This is a genomic window from Microbacterium sp. AG238, assembly GCF_003610405.1.
Classification (GTDB): Bacteria; Actinomycetota; Actinomycetes; order Actinomycetales; family Microbacteriaceae; genus Microbacterium.
The window spans coordinates 368,746-388,893 of sequence record NZ_RAQC01000002.1; the positions used below are offsets into that span (position 1 = coordinate 368,746).

Here is a 20,148-nt window from a genome sequence, read left to right on the forward strand (position 1 = left end):
ATGGCTCTGACGGTCACGCTCGTCTCCGCCGAGGCGGAGGTCTGGTCGGGTGAGGCATCCCTCGTCGTGGCCAAGACCGTCGAGGGCGAGATCGGCTTCATGGCGGGTCACGAGCCGGTGCTCGCGATCCTCGCCGAGGGCCAGGTGCGCATCACGCAGCCTGGCGGCGAGAAGATCGTCGCCAACGCGCAGGACGGCTTCCTGTCGATGGAGGGCGACGAGCTCACCATCGTGGCCGGGAACGCCGCTCTGGCCTGACCTGTACCGCGTCTACGAGAGACCGCACCCTCCGGGGTGCGGTCTCTCGCGTGTGAAGGGAGACTCCGGATGCTGGTGCTGCTACCGCCCTCCGAGACCAAGCGTGCCGGCGGCACAGGCGGGCCGCTCGTCATGGACGAGCTCGCGCTTCCGCAGCTCGCACCCCAGCGGCGCGCAGCCGTCGACGCGCTGGTCGAGCTGTCGCGCGATCCGGATGCCGCGGCGCGGGTGCTGAAGCTCGGTGCCCGCCAGCTGGGCGAGATCGCCGTGAACGCCGGGCTGAAGACCGCTCCGACGATGCCTGCGGTCGACCGCTACACCGGCGTGCTGTTCGACGCCCTGGACTCGGCGAGCCTCGGCCCCGCGGCGCGCGCCTGGCTCGGCGAGCATGTGCTCATTCAGTCGGCGCCGTTCGGGCCGGTCGCCGCGCTCGACCCGATTCCGGCCTATCGTCTCGCGGCCGGAACAGCGCTTCCCGGCATCCCGCCGCTCCGCCGTCACTGGGCTGCGGCCGGCTCCGCGGCCCTGGGCGAGCTGAACGCGTCGTTCGTGCTCGATCTGCGCTCGGACGCCTACGTCGCGCTCGCTCCCGTGCCCGCGGAGGTGCCGTCGGCCTTCGTTCGCGTCGTCTCGGCGGGTGCCGACGGTACTGTGCGCGCCCTGAACCATTTCAACAAGCACGCCAAGGGCGAGTTCACTCGCGCTCTCGCGTTGTCCTCCGCTGTGGTGGGGTCACAGGTCGATCTCATCGCCTGGGCAGACGTGAACGGATGGGCGCTGCGAGAGGCGGCAGGATCCGCCGAGCTCGAACTCGTCGTCTGATCGGTATCGTGCCCCCGTCAAAGACCACGCGGGGGCGCGTGTTTCGCTAGCATGAGCGGCGACCGATGACGCGAGCGCGTCGTCCAGGTCACGACTGAGGAGGTCGTTCATGCCGGGTTACTACGACGACGGTGCGGGGGCGGGGGCTCTCTTCGCGCTCGTCCTGCTGCTCCTTCCCATCTTCCTGATCCTTCTGCTCGCGGGCTACATCATCAGCTCGTTCTTCTACATGAAGATCTTCGAAAAGGCCGGCGTGCAGGGCAAATGGCGCGCTTGGGTGCCGTTCTACCGCGAGATGGTCTTCGCGAAGCTCGGCGACCTCTCGCCCTGGGTCATGCTGGGCGCGATCATCGCGACAGGCGTGCTGAGCAACATCCCGGCCATCGGCTTCATCTTCGGATACCTCGCCCTCGTCGCCCTGGCTCTCGCGAGCGTCCGCGTCGGGCAGAAGCTCGGCAAGGACTGGCCGCTCGTCCTGCTCTACATCATCCCCGGCCTCGGCTCGCTGATCTGGCTGGGCATCGCAGCCTTCTCGAGCTCGCCCTGGAACCCGAACATCCAGCCGTCGCCGTGGCGTACCTCGTTCCTGCGCGACACGACGGTCTGGCAGGGCATCCCCGTGCAGCCCGACGGGGGAGCCGCGCCCGCTGCGGGCGCCTACGGAGCCGCAGGAGCCGGTTACGCTCCTCCCGCTGCGTCCAGCGCTCCGCCGGCCGGTTCCTACCCGCCTCCCGCAGCGCCGCCGGCGCCCCCGGCAGGTGCCTACCCGCCCCCGGCCGCGCAGCCGCCGGTCACGCCGCCGACGACCGAGCCCCCCGCTCCGGACGCGCCGCGGCAGTGAGCACCCGAGGAGCCCTCGTCGAAAGACGGGGGCTCCTCGTCGTCTCGCGCGCCGAGATCGCGCACGGGGGGTCTAGCGTGGAGGGATGGACGACGCAGTGCAGACCCGCCGACTCGGATCCTCCGGCCTCCTCGTCTCGGCCGTCGGGCTGGGATGCAACAACTTCGGTCGACGCGGGACGCCCACGCAGACGTTGGACGGAACAGTCGAGGTGCTCGACGCGGCCCTCGACGCCGGCATCACCTTCTTCGACACCGCCGACATCTACGGCGGCGAGCCCGGTCTCTCCGAGACGCTGATGGGCGAGGCCCTGCGGGGGCGTCGGGATCGCGTCGTCGTGGCGACGAAGTTCGGCCACAGCGCCGTCGACCTGGGGCTGCCTGGCGCCAAGGGATCGCGCGTGTACGTCCGCCGTGCGGTGGAGGCGTCGCTCGAACGCCTCCAGACGGACTGGATCGACCTCTATCAGTTGCACACCCCCGACCCCGAGACGCCGATCGAAGAGACGCTCGATGCGCTGTCGGAGCTCGTCCGCGAGGGCAAGGTCCGCTACATCGGGCACTCCAATTTCGCGGGGTGGCAGGTCGCTGAGGCCGAGGCCGTCGCGCACGCCCGCGGGGATGTGCCGTTCATCTCGGCCCAGAACCACTACAGCCTGCTCGCCCGCGCCGCCGAGCGCGAGGTGCTCCCGGCCGTCCGGCATTTCGGGCGGGGCTTTCTGCCGTACTTCCCGCTGCACAACGGTCTGCTGACCGGAAAGTTCACGCGCGACCACATCCCGGCCGACTCACGGGTCGCGCGGGAGCGGCGTCACCTGTGGGAGAACGCACCGTGGGATGCGATCGACGCCTACCGGTCGTTCTGCGACGAACGGGGTATCACGATGGTGCAGGCGACGTTCGGCTGGCTTCTGGCGCAGCCGGCGCTGAGCAGCGTGATCGCCGGGGCGACCTCGGCCGAGCAGGTACGCTCGAACGCTGCGGCGGCCTCGGCGTGGCATCCCAGCGTCGATGAGCTGGCCACCATCGACGCGCTCTTCCCGCTGCCGTCGGATCCCGCCGCCGGCTGACCAAATCCCGCTCCACGGGTGCGTCCACTAGAGTGTGACACGCCCATCCGTCGACGAAAGAAGAGTGACAGCGTGCCCGACCCCACGACCCAATCCCGGATCGTGGACGTCCCGTCCGGTGCGATCGAACTCCGGTGGGCCGCCGCGACCGACACCGGACGTCGTCGCGACAGCAACCAGGATGCCGTTCTCGCGCAGTATCCGCTGTTCATCGTCGCCGACGGCATGGGTGGGCATATCGGCGGTGAGATCGCCAGCGCGAGCGCCGTCGAACGCCTGCGCGGCGTCGCCGACCGCGGTGTGGTCACCCCCGAAGACATCGAAGAGGCGCTCGAACGCGCGGTCGGCGACATCGCCGATCACCCCGAGACGACCGACGATGGAACCGGCACGACCGTCACGGGCGTCTACCTCGACATCGTCGACGGCGAACCGCAGTGGACGACGCTCAACATCGGCGATTCCAGGGTTTATCTGCTGCGCGACCAGGCCATCGCCCAGGTCACGACCGACCACTCGGTGGTTCAGGAGCTCGTCGCGGCCGGACGGCTCAGCCCCGAAGAGGCGGAGCAGCACCCGTACGGCAACGTCATCACACGTGCGGTCGGTCCGAGCGATGGCGTGACCCCCGACTATGTGCGCCTCGACGTCGTGGACGGCGATCGTTTCGTCATCTGCAGCGACGGGCTGACGAAAGAGCTCACCGACTACGGCATCCTGCATTTTCTGCTCGAGAACGACGACCCCGCTGCGGCGGTGTCCGCCATGATGACCGCCGCCCTCGAGAACGGCGGTCGCGACAACGTGACGATCATCGTGCTCGACGCGCACGTCGTGGGCGCCTCGGACGATTCGTCCGACGACTCCTCCGACGGCTCCTCCCCGAGCGCGGGCTGAGTCCGGCCTTCCCGCATTCGCGGTGATCAGCCGCGCGCAGGGTGCGGGTGTCGCTTGACTCGCATACGTGCATCCGACGGTCTCGCTCGACGCCCCCATCCGCTTCCCTTCACTGCGGCCCGATCCGCAGCGGCCTCCGTTCCCCGTGTGGGCGCTCGTCGTTCCGGCTGCGGGTGCCGTCATCCTCTGGCAGATCACCGGGTCGCCTACCGTGCTCTGGTTCGCCGCGTTGGGGCCCCTCGTCGCGGTCGCGACGCTCCTCGACGGGGCGCGGGTGGCCCGTCGAGAGAGGCGCCGGTCCGCGGCTCGCGCCGAGGCGGACCTCCGAGCGGCGCACGCGGAGCTCGACGAACGGCATGCGCTCGAGCGAGCGGATCGGTGGCGTGCGACGCCCGGTCTCGCCGGCCTTCTGGTCGCGCCGGATGACCTCTGGCGGCCGAGGCCGGGGCGCGAGGCGCTGGTCGTGGGATCGGGTGATGCGCCGTCGCACACGGGTGTCGAGGGTGACGCGCCGCCGGACTTCCGACGGGCCGCCGCGACGGTTCGGCGGGCCCCGATCACCGTGCCGCTCGAGGTGGGAGTCGCCGTCGTCGGGTCCGTCGCTCCCGCGGCATCGATCGCGCGCGCTCTGGTGCTGCAGATCTGCCTCGTCCACGCGCCCGGCGAGGTCTCGGTCGTCGCCGCGACGGAGGAGTGGGCCCGTGACCTCCCGCACACCTCGACGCCCGGGGGATTGCGGCTCTGGTGGGGGACGGGTGCTCCGCCTCCCGACGCCGACATCGTGATCGTGTGCGCCGATTCCGCTGCTCCGTCGCCCCGGTGCGGGGCCGTCGTGCGGGTGACCGGCGTCGACGACGCAGTGCTCGGGTACGGTGGCTCGTCCACGACCATCCGCCCCGAATCGATCGGGCGCGAGCAGGCGGCGGCGACCGTCGCGCTGCTTCGGGAGCGCGCTGCGGCGGTGGCTGCGGACCACATGGCGAGTCTGACCTTCGATGAGCTGCCGACGCCGCGCGGTGCGGGACTCACCGCCGTCCTCGGCGCGGGCCGTGGCGAGCCGGTCGAGATCGACCTCGTCGAGGACGGGCCGCACGCGGTCGTGGTGGGGGTCACCGGCAGTGGGAAGAGCGAGCTGCTCGTGACCTGGATCGCGGCGCTGGCGCGACGCCTTCCACCGGCACAGGTGAACTTCCTCCTCATCGACTTCAAGGGCGGCCGTGCGTTCGACGCTCTCTCGTGTCTGCCGCATGTGGCCGGTGTCGTGACCGACCTCGATGAACGCAACGCGGTGCGCGCGATCGAGAGCCTCCGCGCCGAGGTCCGGCATCGCGAGCGGGTCCTCGCCGAGCTCGGGGCACGCGACATCGCCGAGACGGACGACGCGCTGCCGCGGCTGGTGGTCGTCGTCGACGAGTACGCCGCGCTGACGGCGGCCCATCCGGCGATGCACGACGTGTTCGCCGATATCGCCGCCCGGGGGCGTGCGCTCGGGATGCACCTCGTGCTGGCGACGCAGCGCGCGGCGGGGTTCCGCGAAGCGGTGCTCGCCAATGCGCCGCTGCGGATCGCGCTGCGCGTGTCGGATGTCGCCGAATCCCGCGCGGTGCTCGGCTCGGCCGAGGCCGCCGCGTTGCCCGGCGGACGCGATGACCGTGGGGCAGCTCTGGTGAGGCGGCCGGCCGACGCGCAACCGCTCCTGGTCCGCGTGAGTCGGTGCCCGCCGGCGGCGATCGAGGACATCGCCCGTGCGGCGGCCGAAGCGCACCCCGCCCGTCGCCCCTGGCTGCCGCCGCTGCCCGAGCGTATCGAGCTCGCCGGGCTGAGGCAGGAGGATGCGGTGGTCCTCGGCCTGGCAGACGAGCCCGCCGAGCAGCGCCGGCGCGCCGTCGTGCTCGATCGGCGTGCGCCGGGGGCCGCCGTCCTCGGCCGCGCGGGCTCGGGGCGGACGACGCTGCTGCGGACTATCGCCGCGCAGGTGTCACCCGGGCAGGTGTGCTGGGTGCCGGCCGACCTCGAGAGCGCGTGGGACGTCATCGCCGTTCTCGACGATGTTCCGGGAGGGTGGGTCATCGTCGTCGACGACCTCGACCGCCTGCTCGGCTCACTGCCCGACGACTACAGCGCTGCCGCTGCCACGATGCTGGAACGTGTCGCACGTGATGCGCGTTCTCGCGGTATCCAGTTCGTGTGCGCGGCACAGCGGGTCACCGGGGCCGTCGGCAGGATCGTCGACCACCTGCCCGATCGTGCCGTACTCACCGCGGTGTCGCGCTCGGAGCACGTCGCCTTCGGCGGCGACGCGTCGCACCACGACCCCTCGGCACCCGCGGGGCGGGGGAGGTGGAGCGGGGCTCTCGTCCAGTTCGCGGATCCCGGCGACTTCCGCCCGCGCCGCGATGACGCGGGGGCGCCCGGTGTGTTCGAGCCGCGTTGCGCCACGGCGTTCGTCGCACCCCCGACGGGCGCCACGCACGCCCTGCTCGCGCGCTGGCGCGAGCAGGGGTTCGAGATCTCCACCGTCGACCAGACGACCTCCCTGCGGGCTGGCAGAGTGGTGTGGGGCACTCCGGAGGCGTGGCTGGGCCGCTGGCGCGCGGCCGCGGTCGGCGCACAGGGACGCTGTCAGCTCGTCGTCGACGCCGCGAGCGCAGGCGACTTCCGCCTCGTCACCGGCAACCGGGAGCTGCCGCCGTACGCTGCTCCCGGTCGCCGACGTGGCTGGGTGATCGATACGCGGACCGATCGCGTCCGACGGGTCGTGCTGCCGCTCAGTGCTGCCGCTCAGCTCAGCGCGTCGGACGACGAGTCCGACGTGATGCCGTGAGCCGCTGCCACGCCGGCGTTGACGACCCGTCCAGCGGTGGTGTTGAGTCCGGCCGCGAGCGCGCCGTCGGCTCGCAGCGCCTGCCGCCAGCCGCGGCGGGCGATCTGCCGAACGTAGGGGAGCGTGGCGTTCGTCAGCGCCGAGGTCGAGGTGTTGGGCACGGCGCCGGGCATGTTGGCCACGCAGTAGAACACCGTGTCGTGCACGCGGAAGGTGGGGTCTGCGTGCGTCGTCGGCCGGGTGTCCTCGAAGCAGCCGCCCTGGTCGACGGCGATGTCGACCAGCACCGAGCCCGGCCGCATGCGTGCGACGGTCTCGTTGCGCACGAGCTTGGGCGCCTTCGCACCGGGGATCAGTACCGAGCCGATCACGAGATCGGAAGCCACGACCGACCGTTCGAGATCGAGCGGGTTGGAGGCGGCGGTCTTGACACGACCCTGGAAGTGATCGTCGAGGAAACGGAGACGCTGGATGTTGGTGTCGAAGATCGTGACATCCGAGCCGAGCCCTGCGGCGATGTACGCGGCGTTCGCCCCCGCCACCCCACCGCCGATGACGGTGACCGTGGCGGGTCGGGTTCCGGGCACCCCGGACATCAGCAGACCGAGACCCCCGGCGGAGCGCAGCAACGTGGAGGCTCCCACCATCGGGGCCAGGCGGCCGGCGACCTCGCTCATCGGCGCGAGGAGCGGCAGGCTCCCGCCGGGGAGCTGCACGGTCTCGTAGGCGATCGCCGTCATGCCGCTCTCGATCAGGCGGTCGGTGAGCGGTCGGTCGGCCGCGAGGTGAAGGTAGGTGAACAGCACCAGATCATCGCGGAAGCGGTGGTACTCGCTCGCGATCGGCTCTTTGACCTTGAGCAGCAGCTCAGCACGGGCCCAGACCTCGTCGGCGTCGTCGAGCAGCACCGCACCCGCGTCTGCGTACTCCGCGTCGGGCAGCGACGAACCCTCGCCGGCGCCACGCTGGACGAACACGTCGTGACCGTTGACGACGAGGTCGTGGACACCCGCCGGGGTGAGTGCGACGCGATACTCGTTGTTCTTGACCTCACTCGGAACGCTGATGCGCATGGCAGTCCTTTCTGCGCTCCCTCGTGAGGAGCCGCTACACCGTCGGCCGGATGATGCCGACGTTCTGTCCGCCGCCGAGCACGGTCAGCGGGAGATGAGAGATCACACGGGCCACGGGAGCGGCTTCGAGCGCCCCGGCCCGCACGAGCAGAGTGAGGGCGATCGCCGACGCCGCGCGGCCGTTGCCGTCGAGCACCTTCAGCGCAGCCGTCGTGCCGTCGGGAGCGACCATCACGAGCACGCCCTCCGCCCCGGTCTTCGCGAAGACGCCGAGTCGTTCGATCGCGACGGTGTCGGGCCGACCGGGACCGTCGATGGTCCACGGGTTCTCACGAACCGCCCGCACGAGAGCGCCCGCCATGCGGTGCAGGGCGAACGGCGATCGTTCGCTCGCGGTGCCGATGCGCTGGATCGCGCGCCCGAGCGCGATGAGGCTCATCGCGTACACCGGGGCGCCGCATCCATCGATCGCCATCGCCGACGCCTTGGTGCCGGTCAGCCGCTCGATCACCTCGCGGGTGTGCACCTGGAGGGGGTGGTCGGGGTCGAGGTACGTCCTGGTGTCCCAACCGCTCGCGACGCATGCGGCGAGCATCGCGGCGTGCTTGCCGGAGCAGTTCATCCGGATGCGGGTGGGGGCACCGAGCTCGCGCACGATCTCATCGCGCGTCGCGGTGTCGCCCGGCCAGGCGGGAGGGCATCCGAGGTCGTCCTCGCCCAGACCGGCTTCGTTCAGGATGTCGCGCACCACGGAGACGTGCCGGTCGGTTCCGGAATGGCTGGCTGTCGCGAGGCCGAGTCGTTCGCCTTCGAGGGTGGCTCCCGCGGTCATGCTGGCGAGCGCCTGCAGGGGCTTCAGGGTCGAGCGGGGGAGGATCGGGGCGTCGACGTCGCCGAGGGTTCGGATCGGGGTGCCGTCCGCACCGAGGACGACCGCTGCGCCGGCGTGGCGCGACTCGATGAAACCGCTGCGCTCGACGACCGCGAGTTCGACGGCGGCGGGAACGGCGAAGGTCTGCGGCACCCCGACAGCCTACCGTCGCGGGCCCCGCCATGCGCCGTGTCAGACTGTCCGCATGTTGGGCGAGCATCGATACTCCGTGCGGGCCGAATGGACCGGGAATCGTGGCACCGGAACCAGCGGTTACCGAGACTACGACCGGGCCGTCACGCTGAGCATCGACGGCAAGCCGGCTCTCGCCGCGTCGAGCGACAAGCCGTTCCGAGGCGACCCGACCCGGTGGAATCCCGAGGACCTCCTCCTCTCTGCGCTCTCCGAGTGCCATCTGCTGTCGTATCTGCACGCCTGCGTGACGGCCGGCGTGGTCGTGGTCGCTTATACGGATGACGCGACGGGGACGATGCGCGAAGACGGGCGTGGCGGTGGGGCGTTCGCGGAGGTCGTGCTGCGGCCCCGGGTCGTCGTCGCCGAAGCGTCGATGCGCGAAGCCGCGTTCGAGGCTCACGCGCAGGCGAACGCGTGGTGCTTCATCGCGAACTCGGTGAACTTCCCGGTGCGACACGAACCGACGATCGTCGTCTCGGGCGCGGAGTGATCGGCCGGGTCAGCGGCGTTCGTGCGGCAGGGCCTGTTTGATCCGCTCGACGGTGTTCTGCGGCGGGGCCTCGTTGTACGCGCCTGCCAGTTCCTGACCCGACAGGGCGTGGATCGCGGCCATGATCTCATCGGTGGCGTTGCGACGAGCGCGACCGGAGTCGGCCGAGCCGTGGTGGCTCAGGTCGAGCGGCGCGCCGAATCGGACGGTCACGCGCGGGCGCAGCCGCGGGAACTTCGCTCCGACGGGCATGATCTCGCTCGTTCCGACGAGTCCGACGGGGATGACGGGCGCACCGGTCTGCAGCGCGAGGAACGCGACACCGGTGCGGCCCTTGTAGAGGCGGCCGTCGAGCGAACGCGTGCCCTCGGGGTAGAGCGCGGTCGACCATCCCGCGTCGAGCATCTTCTTCTGCTGATCCAGGGCATCGAGCGCGGCCTGTCCAGCACCGCGACGGACCGGGAACGCGCCCGCGGCGTAGAAGAACTCTCGCGACAGCCAGCCGCGGAAGCCGGTGCCGTCGAAGTAGCTCGACTTCGCGAGGAACCGCACGGGACGCGGTGAGGCCATCGGGATGATGAAGGAGTCGATGAACGACAGGTGGTTGCTCGCCAGGATGACAGCGCCCTTGCGGGGGAAGTTCTCGCGGCCCTCGATGCGCGGCCGGTAGATCATGCGCGCCAGGGGCGCGAGCACCCACCGTCCGATCACATAGGTGAGTCCGATTCCCGGGACTGCTTCGACGGCGGCTGCGGCTTCGTCGTGCTCGCCGGGCTCGCCGGACTGCGGCTCGGTTGCGTCAGCGTTCACCAGACGAGGCTACTGCGGAACGCATGACTCCGTGGACATGTTGTGCACGCGCGCTCCGCCCCCCGGTCCGCGCACCACGTCTGTGCTGCAGCGGCGCCGATGAACGACGACCCGACGCGAGTGGTCGTGTCGGCATCGGCTGAGGCGCCACTCGCGTCGGCTCGCGCGTTCTCAGCGCACACCGATGCTCGTGCGAGAGGATGAGGACTCCGTCTCCCCGATCGAAGAGGTTCTCCGTGCGTCTGCGCCCGTTCGCCGCTCTGTCCGTCGTCGCCGTCTCGGCGCTTGCGCTCGCCGGCTGCGCGAGTGGCGACTCTGCCACCGAGTCGCCCAGCCCGAACGCTTCCGGCGCATCGGAGCAATGCCTCGTGAACGCCCAGCCGGGGGAGGCCTCCGACAGCATCGAGGTGTCGGGTTCGGCGCCCGAGCTGACCGCGAAGGTCGACCCGGGCCTTGAGCCGACGGAGATCGAGCGCACGCTCACGACCCGCGGCGACGGCGACGACCTCGTCTCCGGCGACCTCGTCTCGGGCTCCTACGCGATCTACGACGGTGCGACCGGTGAGCTGCTCGAGCAGTCGCGCGACACCTCGCCCGACGACTCGGGCCTGGTGCCGGTGCTGCTCGACCCCCAGCAGTATTCGGTGTTCGTCGCGGCCCTCGAATGCGCTCCGCTCGGATCGACCGCGGCGCTCGCGATCCCCGGCTCGGCCTTCGGCGAGGGACGCACAGCCGTCGTCGTCGTGGCGGAGGGCGTCGAGAAGCTTCCGACGCGCGCGACCGGAACCGACCAGGCGCCGGTCGACGGGATGCCGACGGTCGAGCTGGCCGAGAACGGCGCCCCCACCATCACCCTGCCCGGCACCGACGCTCCGACCGAGGTGCAGCTGGCCGACCTCAAGACCGGCGACGGTGCCACCGTTCAGCCGGGTGACACCGCCTTCGTGCAGTACACCGGTGTGAAGTGGTCGGACGGGTCGGTCTTCGACTCCAGCTGGGACCGCGGCCAGCCCGCGGCCTTCCCGACGACCGGTGTGGTCGCCGGATTCCAGCAGGCGCTCGAGGGGCAGCAGGTCGGTTCGCAGGTGCTCGTCGTCATCCCGCCCGCTGCGGGTTACGGTGCGCAGGAGGGCAGCGAGCTCCAGAACGAGACACTCGTCTTCGTCGTCGACATCCTGGGCGTCCAGCGCACCCCCGTTCCCGCCGCAGGCTGACGGCCCCGTCAGCACGGCCGCAGCACCTAGGCTGACGGCATGCGTCGCGTCCTCATCCTCGGCTCCACCGGATCGATCGGGACGCAAGCGCTCGATGTCATCGACTCCCGTCGTGACCGGTTCGAGGTCGTCGGGCTCGCCGCCGGCTCGAACGCTCGGATGCTCGAAGAGCAGGCGGCGCGATTCGGTGTGACCCGAACCGCCCTCGGCGCGGCCGATGCGGAACGTCTCGTCCGTGATGTCGAGGCCGACGTCGTGCTCAACGGCATCACGGGCTCGGTCGGGCTGGGGCCGACCCTGGCCGCGCTCGAGTCGGGTCGCACGCTGGCGCTGGCGAACAAGGAGTCGCTGATCGTCGGGGGCGAGCTCGTCACGTCGCTCGCCGCGCCCGGTCAGATCGTCCCGGTCGACTCGGAGCACTCCGCGATCGCACAGGCGCTGCGATCAGGCACGCCCGACGAGGTGCGACGGCTCGTGCTCACGGCATCCGGCGGGCCGTTCCGCGGCCGGCGTCGCGACGAGCTGGCCACCGTCACCCCTGCCCAGGCCCTCGCCCACCCGACCTGGGACATGGGACGCGTCGTGACCACCAACTCGGCGACCCTCGTCAACAAAGGGCTCGAGGTCATCGAGGCGCACCTGCTGTTCGGTGTGGATTACGACCGCATCGACGTCGTGGTGCACCCTCAGTCGGTCGTCCACTCGATGGTCGAGTTCATCGACGGGTCCACCATCGCCCAGGCCTCGCCGCCCGACATGCGTCTCCCGATCTCGCTCGGCCTCGACTGGCCGCGCCGGGTCGCGGGAGTGGGGGCTCCGCTGGACTGGACCCGCGCGAGCGAGTGGACCTTCGAGTCGCTCGACGACTCCGCGTTCCCGGCGGTCGCGCTCGCGAAACGGGTAGGGCGCGCGGGCGGCACCTACCCGGCGGTGTTCAACGCCGCGAACGAGCAGGCCGTCGAGGCGTTCCACGCGGGCGCCCTGGGCTTCCTCGGCATCGTGGAGACCGTCGAACGCGTGGTCGACGCGCACCGTCCGCCGGGCGAGCTCACCCGGGAGTCGCTCGCGGAGGCGGAGGCGTGGGCGCGGAGCGCCGCAGACCGAGCGATCAGCGTGGTCGAGTGACGCTCACCGTCAGTACACGGTGAGACCGCGATCGGCGAACTGGCCGCGGACCCGCGCGAGCAGTTCCGCATCCGGCGTCGAGCGACCGGCGAGCGGATAGGGGATTCCCAGACGCTCCCACTTCGACGTGCCCATCTGATGGAACGGCAGGACCTCGACCCGCTGCACGTTCTGCCACCGGGCGACGATGTCGGCGACGGCGTCGACGTTCGGGACGGCATCCGTGAGGCCGGGGACGAGCACGAACCTCACCCACACCGGAGTGCCGCGGGCCGCGAGGCGGTCGCCGAACTCGATCGTCGGCTGCAGGTCGCGGCCGGTGACCTCGCGGTAGGTGTCGGGCAGCCCGGACTTCACGTCGAGCAGGACGAGCGAGACGTCGTCGAGCAGCGCATCGGATGCGGCGCGGCCGAGGTTGCCCGATGTGTCGATGGCGACGTGGACACCGAGCTCGGTGGCGGCCCGGGCCAGACGCGTGACGAAGGCCGCCTGTTGCAGCGGCTCGCCTCCGGAGATCGTCAGCCCCCCTCCTGTCGCCCGGAAGACCGGCAGGTACCGGCGCAGACGGGCGACGATGTCATCGAGCGCGGTGAGCTCGCCGTCGCGCTGACGCCACGTGTCGGGGTTGTGGCAGTACTGGCAGCGCAGCGGGCATCCCGCGAGGAAGAGGGTCATCCTGGTGCCGGGGCCGTCCACGGAAGTGACGAGCTCCCAGGAGTGCACACTCGCGACGTGCCCGGACCGTCGTGCGGCGAGACGGTCATGACGGGGATCGCTCAGATCGGCGGTGCAGGCTTCACCCGGCACCAGGATGGCGGACACGGGAGTCAGACCCCCGTGTGGAAGGTGCGGCTGAGCACGTCGAGCTGCTGCTCACGGGTCAGTCGCACGAAGTTGACCGCGTAGCCGGACACTCGGATGGTCAGCTGCGGGTACTTGTCGGGGTTGACCATCGCATCCTCGAGCGTCTCGCGCGTCAGCACGTTGACGTTGAGGTGGTAGCCGTCCGAGGCCATCTGCGCGTCGAGCAGTCCCACGAGGTTGTGCACCCGTTCGTCGGGCGTGCGCCCCAGACCGCTCGGCGTCACCGTCGTGGTCAGCGAGATGCCGTCCTGCGCCTGGTCGAACGGCAGCTTCGCGACCGACAGTGCGGCCGCCAGCATCCCGTGCGTGTCTCGTCCGTTCATGGGGTTCGCGCCCGGGGCGAACGGCTGACCGGCACGGCGGCCGTCGGGGGTGTTGCCCGTGGCCTTGCCGTACACGACGTTCGACGTGATCGTCAGCACGGACTGGGTGTGCACCGCGTCGCGGTACGTCTGGTGCTTGCGGATCATCGACATGAAGTCCGACACGAGCTCGCGGGCGATCTCGTCGACGCGGTCGTCGTCGTTGCCGAAGGTGGGGAAGTCGCCGTGGACGAGGTAGTCGACCACGAGACCCGAGGCGTCGCGGACCGGCTCGACGGTCGCGTACTTGATGGCCGCGAGGGAATCGGCGGCGACGGAGAGCCCGGCGATGCCGCACGCCATGGTCCGGAGGACGTTGCCGTCGTGCAGAGCCATCTCGAGGCGTTCGTATGCGTACTTGTCGTGCATGAAGTGGATGCAGTTGAGCGCGTCGACGTAGGTCTCGGCGAGCCACTCCATCATGACCCGGAAGCGCTCGCGCACGTCGTCGTACCCGAGCACGTCTCCCGAGACCGGGGCGGCGGCCGGCGCGATCTGCTTGCCGCTCACCTCGTCGCGTCCGCCGTTGATGGCGTACAGGAGGGTCTTGGCGAGGTTGACCCGAGCCCCGAAGAACTGCATCTGCTTGCCGACCGTCATCGGCGACACGCAGCACGCGATCGCCGCATCGTCGCCGCACAGCGCGCGGATGTGGTCGTCGGACTCGTATTGGATCGACGAGGTGTCGATCGAGACCTGCGCACAGAACTCCTTGAACCCGTCGGGAAGGGCGTCGGTCCACAGCACCGTCAGGTTCGGCTCGGGGGCGGGGCCGAGGTTGTAGAGCGTCTGCAGGAAGCGGAATGCCGTCTTGGTCACGAGGGTGCGTCCGTCTTCGCCGACGCCGCCGATCGACTCGGTCACCCAGGTGGGGTCGCCCGAGAACAGCGCGTCGTACTCGGGCGTGCGGAGGAACCGCACGATACGCAGCTTGATGACGAGGTCGTCGACGAGTTCCTGCGCCTCCACCTCGGTGAGGATGCCGCGCGCCATGTCGCGCTGGATGTACGCGTCGAGGAACGCGGTGTTGCGACCGAAGCTCATCGCGGCGCCGTTCTGCTCCTTCACCGCTCCGAGGTAGGCGAAGTACAGCCACTGGATCGCCTCGCGGGCGGTGGCGGCGGGCCGGGTGATGTCGAACCCGTACGAGGCGGCCATCTCGGCGAGCTCGTGCAGGGCGCGGATCTGCTCGGCGTTCTCCTCGCGCGAGCGCAGGATGTTCTCCGTCGAGGGGTGCATGTCGAGCTCGGCCCGCTCGACGTTCTTCGCGGCCACGAGCGCGTCGGTGCCGTACAGGGCGACGCGTCGGTAGTCGCCGATGATCCGGCCGCGGCCGTAGGCATCGGGGAGGCCCGTGATGATGTGGCTGCTGCGGGCGCGGCGGACGGCCGGCGGGTAGACGTCGAAGACGCCGTCGTTGTGCGTCTTGCGGTAGCGCGTGAAGATCGTCTCGAGCGTGGGGTCGACGGGGTAGCCGTAGGTCTCGAGGGCTCCCTTGACCATGCGCCACCCGCCGTTGGGCATGATCGCGCGGCGCAGGGGCGCATCGGTCTGGAGGCCGACGATCAGCTCGTCCTCCTGGCGGATGTAGCCCGGAGCATGCGATGTGATGGTCGAGGGGGTGAGAGCGTCGACGTCGTACACGCCGCGCTCGCGCTCGGCGGGGAACATCTCGCTGAGCGTCTCCCAGAGCCCCGTCGTGCGGGCGGTCGGCCCCACGAGGAACGACGCGTCGCCGGTGTAGGGCTCGTAGTTGCGCTGGATGAAGTCACGGACGTCGATGTCGTCCTGCCACGGGCCCGGGGCGAAGCCCGCCCACGCGGTGGGGACCGCGTCGTCGTCGTGTGCTGTCGTGGTCGGGATGACTGTGCTCATCGTGGGTCCTTCGTCCTGTCGGAAGGCCCGCCGGGGAGCGGGGAAGGCGCTGGTCGTGCCTGCCGCGGCGTGCCTGCGGCCGACGCTACGCCGCACTCGCAGGGGGTGGAGGAATCGTGCACGGGAGCGACAGCACGGCGAGAGACCCACGATTTTTCACAGTGGTCCGACCACAAACACGCTCAGTCGGCGTATGGCACGTCCCAGCTGGGTTCGGGCACCGGCCAGCCGGCGTCCCGCAGCGCTCGACGTGCGAGCTCTCGAGCGGAGTACGGGGTGCGGACGCCGCGGATGTCGCGGTAGTCCTGGTGCCCGGGACCGGCCCACAGGATCGCGTCACCGTCGCCGACGAGCGACACGGCTTCGACGATCGCCTTCTCCGGCGGTGACGATTCGCGGATGTCGGCATCCGGGCGCGCTCGCCGAGCACCCTCGAGCAGGGTCGCGCGGATCGCGTCGGGATCCTCGAATCGCGGGTGGTGATCGGTCACGATCAGGATGTCGCTGCCGAGGACGGCCGTCGCGCCCATGTCGTGGCGCTTCGTCTTGTCACGGTCGCCGTCGGCCCCGAAGACCATGACGACGGTTCCGGGGGTGACGCGTCGCACGGCCGCGAGGGTCTTCTCGAAAGCGTCGGGGGAGTGGCCGAAGTCGACGTAGACGGCCGGTCCGCGATCGCCCGACACGCGCTGCGTCCGCCCGGGGAGGTGCGCCTCGATGCGCCGCCCGTCGAGTGCGCCGACGAGCGTCTCCCACGCGTAGCCGCCTTCGAGCAGCATGACGATCGCGAGGCCGGCGTTGGCCGCCATGTGCCGCCCGATGACCGGCACCGTCGTGGTCAGTCGCCGGCCGTCGGCGCCGATGAGCCGGAACTCCGTGCCGTTCTGCCGTTCCTCGACGATCTCGACCGTCCAGTCCGCCGGTGACGAGGGCGTCTCGGCGATCGCGGGCGTGATGATCGTCGTCACCGGGATCTCGGCGCGCGCGACGATCTGCACGCCGGCGTCGGAGTCGAGGCACACCACGCCGCGCCGTGCCCGGTCTGCGCGGAAGAGGGGGAGCTTCGCCTCGAAGTACTCCGCCATGTCGCGGTAGTCGTCGAGGTGATCGTGCGTGAGGTTGGTGAAGCCGGCGACGTCGAAGACGACGCCGTCGACACGGTGCCGGGTCAGCGCCTGTGCGCTCACCTCGACCGCGACCGCTTCGACGCCGCGCTCGCGCATGAGAGCGAGCAACGCGTGGAACTCCGAGGCCTCGGGGGTCGTGAGCCGCGACACGATCACCTCGCCCGCGATGTGACGCTCGGCTGTCGAGGAGAGCCCCGTCACCGCGCCGAGCTGTCCGAGGATGCCTTCGATCAGGTGCGACACGCTCGTCTTGCCGTTCGTGCCGGTCGTCGCGAGCAGCAGCGGCAGCCGGTCCTCGCGGCCGGTGCCGTAGACCCAGGCCGACAGGTCGCCCAAGCGCGCCCGGGGATCGTCGACCACGACGATCGGCAGGCCGGCATCGGCGGCGAGCTCGGCGCCTCGGTCGTCGGTGACGATCGCCGCGGCGCCCGTCTCGGCCGCCTGCTTCGCGAACTCGGCCCCGTGTCGCACGGCGCCTCGGATCGCGACGAACGCTTCCCCCGGGCGCAGGTCCGCCGTCGCGAGCGTGATGCCCGTGACGGATACGTCGGAAGCATCGCCGACGATCCGGCCGCCGACGCGGGCCGCGAGCTCGGTCAGGGATCGGCGCGGCGGACTCTCGGGGCGGAGGACGGGAGGGAGGTTCGGGGCGTCGTTAGGCATTGCCACCATTGTCTCACCCCGGTTCCGGGGCGGCAGCGCCGATTGACGCGCCGCCCCGGGTGTGCCTCAGGCGCGTCGGCGGGCGATCGTCAGGACGAGCGCGGCGGCGGCGACGACGAGGGCGCCGGCGGAGAGCCAGATCGGCAGCGGGTCGGCTGCGGCAGGGGATGCTGCGGCGGTCTCGCCGTCAGCGGCACCGTCGGCCGACGAGTGGCCGCCGTCACCGTGGCCGCCGTGGGAATCGGCCGCAGCCGCGCCGACCACGACGACCGGAGCCGGGTACTCGAGGTCGTCCGGATCCTGGCCGTCCTCGGCGACCTGCACCCAGGCGGCCTCGCCCGTCTCGCACTGCTGCGTGACGGGGAAGGCGAAGCTCTCGCCCTCGGCCGAGCCGGGGAAGATCACGTTCATGCCGGCCGAGGCCGCATACGCGTCGGGGATGGGGGCGACCGCGGTGTAGGTGATGCGGGTGGGGATGCCGTTCTCGCCGGCCTCGGTGGTGATGGTCCATGCACCGTCGACGACGGGCGTCGCACCCTGCGCCTCGGCGGGGACGTCGACGACGAGCGCGGTCGTGGGCGACCCGTCGCAGCCGTGGCTGAACGAGAAGTCGATGCGGGTGGATCCGTTGGCGGCCACCTCTTCCGGCGTCACGTGGACGTGCGCGGAGGCGGCGAGCGGAAGGGCGAGGGCGAGGGCTGCGCCGGCGGTCACGCCGACGGCCAAGCGGGCGCGGCTGTGCGCGGTGATGTTGCGGGTCATTGTCGTCTCTCAGAACATGCGGATGGCACGGTGCCGTCCGCGACGGGAAGGGGGGCTCACACGGTGGTGACCGGTGGACCCCGCAGCGAGAGAGAGGAACGCAGGCGGCGTGCCGGGAGGATGCGCTCGCGGCCGGCAGCGGGGCGCAGCAGAGGAGTCCGTGTGCGCATCGACGGCGACATCAGTCGCGCGAACCGGCGGATGCCGCGGTGGATGAGGCGTACGAGACGCTCGCCGGCGACGAGCGTCGCGACGGTGACCGCCGCCGCGAGAACGTGCGTGGCGGTCATGTTCGTGCCGACGGCGTGCGCATGTGAGAGCGGGGCGACGGCGGGGAGGGCGCCGCCGTGGACATGCGGCACGGGCGCCGTCGGGTCGGCTGCGCCGGCGATGGAGAAGAAGGTGTGGAACAGCCCCTGGCTCGCCAGGACGACGAGTCCGGTCCGCCACGCCGACGGGGCGCGGCCCACGAGCCAGACCGCGGCGGGGGCGGTGAGCAACGTCGCCGCGACGATGAGCCAGAGCGGCGCGAGCCCGCCCGAGATGGTGTGGGCGGTGGCGGCGAAGACGGTGGCGATGGCGGCGGAGGCGGTTCCCCGCACGGCGCGCGCACGCCGCACCGTCGCACTCTGCGCCCGCTCCATGGTTGGAGTTTACGGCCTGGGCCGATTCAAAGACTCGACGGGTACTCTGAGCGGTCGTGACCGTCCTCGCTTTCGTCATCGGCGTCGTGCTGCTCGTCGTCGGGCTCGCCGTCTCGATCGCGTTGCACGAGGTCGGGCACCTCGTTCCCGCGAAGCTGTTCGGCGTGCGCGTCGGCCGGTACATGATCGGCCTCGGTCCGACGCTCTGGTCGCGGCGCTTCGGTGAGACCGAGTACGGCGTGAAGGCACTGCCCGTCGGCGGCTACATCTCGATGTCCGGCATGTACCCGCCGGCTCCCGACGAGCCCGACGCAGCGACCCGACGCAGCGGCCGATTCTTCGGGGCGATGGTGCAGGATGCCCGCCTCGCCAACGCCGAGACGCTCGTCGAGAACGACACGCGCCCGGCGTTCTACCAGCTGTCGGTGTGGAAGCGCATCGTCATCATGGTCGGCGGTCCGTTCATGAACCTCGTGCTCGCCATGGTCCTCTTCGCGATCGCACTCAGCGCGATCGGCATCCCGAGCGTCTCGCCCACCATCGCCGCGGTCAACGAGTGCGTCATCCCGGCGGGCGCCGACCGCACGACGTGCGAGGCCGGTGATCCGGTGTCTCCCGCGGCAGCCGGGGGCATCCGTCCGGGAGACGTCATCGTCGCCGTCGACGGCACCGATGTCTCGGGCTACGCCGAGGCGACCGCGATCATCCAGGCGGCACCGGGGCGCACGATCCCGATCGTGGTCGAGCGTGGCAGCGACCGCGTGACGCTCGAGGTCACCCCGGTCGCCGCCGAACGTCCGGTGATGAACGACGACGGCACGAGCGAGGTCAAAGAGGTCGGGTTCGTCGGCATGACGGGTACCCGGGTCAACGTCCCGCAGCCGATCTGGACCGGACCGCAGGCTGCGGTCGACCGGCTCGGCGCCGTCGCGAGCGTCATCTGGCAGCTCCCGGTCAAGGTGTACCAGACGGGGGTGGCCCTCGTCACCGGCGGCGAGCGCGACCCGAACGGGCCCCTGTCCGTCGTCGGAGCGGGCCGCATCGCGGGCGAGGTCGCCGCGACGGAGGCGCCGATTCAGGATCGCGTCGTCGACCTGCTGAGCCTGCTGGGGTCGCTCAACATAGCGCTGTTCATCTTCAACCTGCTGCCCCTGCTCCCGCTCGACGGCGGACACGTCGTCGTCGCCCTGTGGGACGGCATCAAGCGCGCGTGGGCGAAGCTGTTCCGCCGCCCGTCGCCGCGGCCGGTCGACGCCACGAAGCTCGTGCCCGTCACCTTCGTCGTCGTGATCGGACTCATCGTCATGGGCGGGACGCTCATCCTCGCCGACGTCTTCAACCCGATCTCGATCCTCGGCTGAC

At 70.9% G+C, this 20,148-nt stretch carries 18 protein-coding genes; 10 read left to right on the forward strand and 8 right to left on the reverse strand.

The window, feature by feature from the left end:
• The 6 genes from DEU36_RS13360 (at position 1) to DEU36_RS13385 (ending at position 6,711) form a co-directional block, all read left to right on the forward strand.
• Entirely contained in the window at positions 1–258 is a 258-nt protein-coding gene (locus DEU36_RS13360; protein WP_023955192.1) for a F0F1 ATP synthase subunit epsilon, read from the forward strand.
• Positions 259–327: 69 nt separating this feature from the next.
• On the forward strand, positions 328–1,080 hold the full coding sequence (locus tag DEU36_RS13365; protein WP_120264821.1) for a YaaA family protein: 753 nt from the start codon (positions 328–330) through the stop codon (positions 1,078–1,080).
• A 109-nt stretch (positions 1,081–1,189) separates the two neighbouring features.
• A complete protein-coding gene (locus DEU36_RS13370) occupies positions 1,190–1,921 on the forward strand; it encodes a large exoprotein (protein WP_120264822.1) in 732 nt (243 codons plus the stop codon).
• 85 nt (positions 1,922–2,006) lie between these two features.
• Positions 2,007–2,990, forward strand: coding sequence for an aldo/keto reductase (locus DEU36_RS13375; protein ID WP_120264823.1), 984 nt, complete (start codon positions 2,007–2,009; stop codon positions 2,988–2,990).
• A 72-nt stretch (positions 2,991–3,062) separates the two neighbouring features.
• Positions 3,063–3,887 (forward strand): PP2C family serine/threonine-protein phosphatase, encoded by an 825-nt coding sequence (locus tag DEU36_RS13380; protein WP_120264824.1) that lies wholly within the window; start codon positions 3,063–3,065, stop codon positions 3,885–3,887.
• Between the two features lie 67 nt (positions 3,888–3,954).
• Positions 3,955–6,711, forward strand: a complete 2,757-nt coding sequence (locus DEU36_RS13385; RefSeq protein WP_147374418.1) for an FtsK/SpoIIIE domain-containing protein — start codon at positions 3,955–3,957, stop codon at positions 6,709–6,711.
• Here the strand turns inward: DEU36_RS13385 and ald are convergent.
• Positions 6,669–7,784 carry an alanine dehydrogenase gene (gene ald, locus DEU36_RS13390; RefSeq protein WP_120264826.1) on the reverse strand — a complete coding sequence of 372 codons (1,116 nt, stop codon included), beginning with the start codon at positions 7,782–7,784 and terminating at the stop codon, positions 6,669–6,671. The genes DEU36_RS13385 and ald overlap by 43 nt on opposite strands.
• 34 nt (positions 7,785–7,818) lie before the next feature.
• On the reverse strand, positions 7,819–8,808 hold the full coding sequence (locus DEU36_RS13395) for an asparaginase (protein ID WP_120264827.1): 990 nt from the start codon (positions 8,806–8,808) through the stop codon (positions 7,819–7,821).
• A 52-nt stretch (positions 8,809–8,860) separates the two neighbouring features.
• On the opposite strand from DEU36_RS13395, the gene DEU36_RS13400 reads away from it, so the two are divergent.
• Positions 8,861–9,340: an OsmC family protein gene (locus DEU36_RS13400; protein WP_120264828.1), complete on the forward strand. Its 480-nt coding sequence runs from the start codon at positions 8,861–8,863 to the stop codon at positions 9,338–9,340.
• A 9-nt stretch (positions 9,341–9,349) separates the two neighbouring features.
• On the opposite strand, the gene DEU36_RS13405 is transcribed toward DEU36_RS13400, so the two are convergent.
• A complete protein-coding gene (locus DEU36_RS13405; protein ID WP_396652171.1) occupies positions 9,350–10,153 on the reverse strand; it encodes a lysophospholipid acyltransferase family protein in 804 nt (267 codons plus the stop codon).
• A gap of 233 nt (positions 10,154–10,386) precedes the next feature.
• Between DEU36_RS13405 and DEU36_RS13410 the strand changes: the two genes are divergently transcribed.
• Together DEU36_RS13410 and dxr are read left to right on the forward strand one after the other, a co-directional pair.
• Positions 10,387–11,364 (forward strand): FKBP-type peptidyl-prolyl cis-trans isomerase, encoded by a 978-nt coding sequence (locus tag DEU36_RS13410; protein ID WP_183045402.1) that lies wholly within the window; start codon positions 10,387–10,389, stop codon positions 11,362–11,364.
• A gap of 39 nt (positions 11,365–11,403) precedes the next feature.
• Complete coding sequence (gene dxr / locus DEU36_RS13415) at positions 11,404–12,489, forward strand: 1-deoxy-D-xylulose-5-phosphate reductoisomerase (protein WP_120264830.1); 1,086 nt, start codon at positions 11,404–11,406, stop codon at positions 12,487–12,489.
• 9 nt (positions 12,490–12,498) lie between these two features.
• Here dxr and pflA read toward each other — a convergent pair whose 3' ends face one another.
• From pflA to DEU36_RS13440, 5 genes are all read right to left on the reverse strand, one after another.
• Entirely contained in the window at positions 12,499–13,302 is an 804-nt protein-coding gene (pflA, locus tag DEU36_RS13420) for a pyruvate formate-lyase-activating protein (RefSeq protein WP_259455403.1), read from the reverse strand.
• Between the two features lie 14 nt (positions 13,303–13,316).
• Positions 13,317–15,590: a formate C-acetyltransferase gene (pflB, locus tag DEU36_RS13425; RefSeq protein WP_120264832.1), complete on the reverse strand. Its 2,274-nt coding sequence runs from the start codon at positions 15,588–15,590 to the stop codon at positions 13,317–13,319.
• Positions 15,591–15,772: 182 nt separating this feature from the next.
• The gene (locus DEU36_RS13430; RefSeq protein ID WP_120264833.1) at positions 15,773–17,380 is read right to left on the reverse strand and encodes a Mur ligase family protein; all 1,608 of its coding nucleotides are present in this window, start codon (positions 17,378–17,380) and stop codon (positions 15,773–15,775) included.
• Between the two features lie 66 nt (positions 17,381–17,446).
• Positions 17,447–18,142: a DUF1775 domain-containing protein gene (locus DEU36_RS13435; protein WP_120264834.1), complete on the reverse strand. Its 696-nt coding sequence runs from the start codon at positions 18,140–18,142 to the stop codon at positions 17,447–17,449.
• Positions 18,143–18,198: 56 nt separating this feature from the next.
• Entirely contained in the window at positions 18,199–18,786 is a 588-nt protein-coding gene (locus tag DEU36_RS13440; protein WP_120264835.1) for a hypothetical protein, read from the reverse strand.
• 56 nt (positions 18,787–18,842) lie between these two features.
• Here DEU36_RS13440 and DEU36_RS13445 point away from each other — a divergent pair, with 56 nt between their 5' ends.
• Positions 18,843–20,147 carry an RIP metalloprotease gene (locus tag DEU36_RS13445; protein WP_120264836.1) on the forward strand — a complete coding sequence of 435 codons (1,305 nt, stop codon included), beginning with the start codon at positions 18,843–18,845 and terminating at the stop codon, positions 20,145–20,147.
• Position 20,148 lies beyond the last annotated feature (1 nt).

Bases quoted from the DNA above. Each gene is read 5' to 3' on its own strand.
- DEU36_RS13370 (WP_120264822.1), top strand. From the start codon at position 1,190: ATGCCGGGTTACTACGACGACGGTGCGGGGGCGGGGGCTCTCTTCGCG.
- DEU36_RS13365 (WP_120264821.1), top strand. From the start codon at position 328: ATGCTGGTGCTGCTACCGCCCTCCGAGACCAAGCGTGCCGGCGGCACA.
- DEU36_RS13360 (WP_023955192.1), top strand. From the start codon at position 1: ATGGCTCTGACGGTCACGCTCGTCTCCGCCGAGGCGGAGGTCTGGTCG.
- dxr (WP_120264830.1), top strand. From the start codon at position 11,404: ATGCGTCGCGTCCTCATCCTCGGCTCCACCGGATCGATCGGGACGCAA.
- DEU36_RS13400 (WP_120264828.1), top strand. From the start codon at position 8,861: ATGTTGGGCGAGCATCGATACTCCGTGCGGGCCGAATGGACCGGGAAT.
- DEU36_RS13440 (WP_120264835.1), bottom strand. From the start codon at position 18,786: ATGGAGCGGGCGCAGAGTGCGACGGTGCGGCGTGCGCGCGCCGTGCGG.
- pflB (WP_120264832.1), bottom strand. From the start codon at position 15,590: ATGAGCACAGTCATCCCGACCACGACAGCACACGACGACGACGCGGTC.
- DEU36_RS13375 (WP_120264823.1), top strand. From the start codon at position 2,007: ATGGACGACGCAGTGCAGACCCGCCGACTCGGATCCTCCGGCCTCCTC.
- DEU36_RS13430 (WP_120264833.1), bottom strand. From the start codon at position 17,380: ATGCCTAACGACGCCCCGAACCTCCCTCCCGTCCTCCGCCCCGAGAGT.
- DEU36_RS13435 (WP_120264834.1), bottom strand. From the start codon at position 18,142: ATGACCCGCAACATCACCGCGCACAGCCGCGCCCGCTTGGCCGTCGGC.
- ald (WP_120264826.1), bottom strand. From the start codon at position 7,784: ATGCGCATCAGCGTTCCGAGTGAGGTCAAGAACAACGAGTATCGCGTC.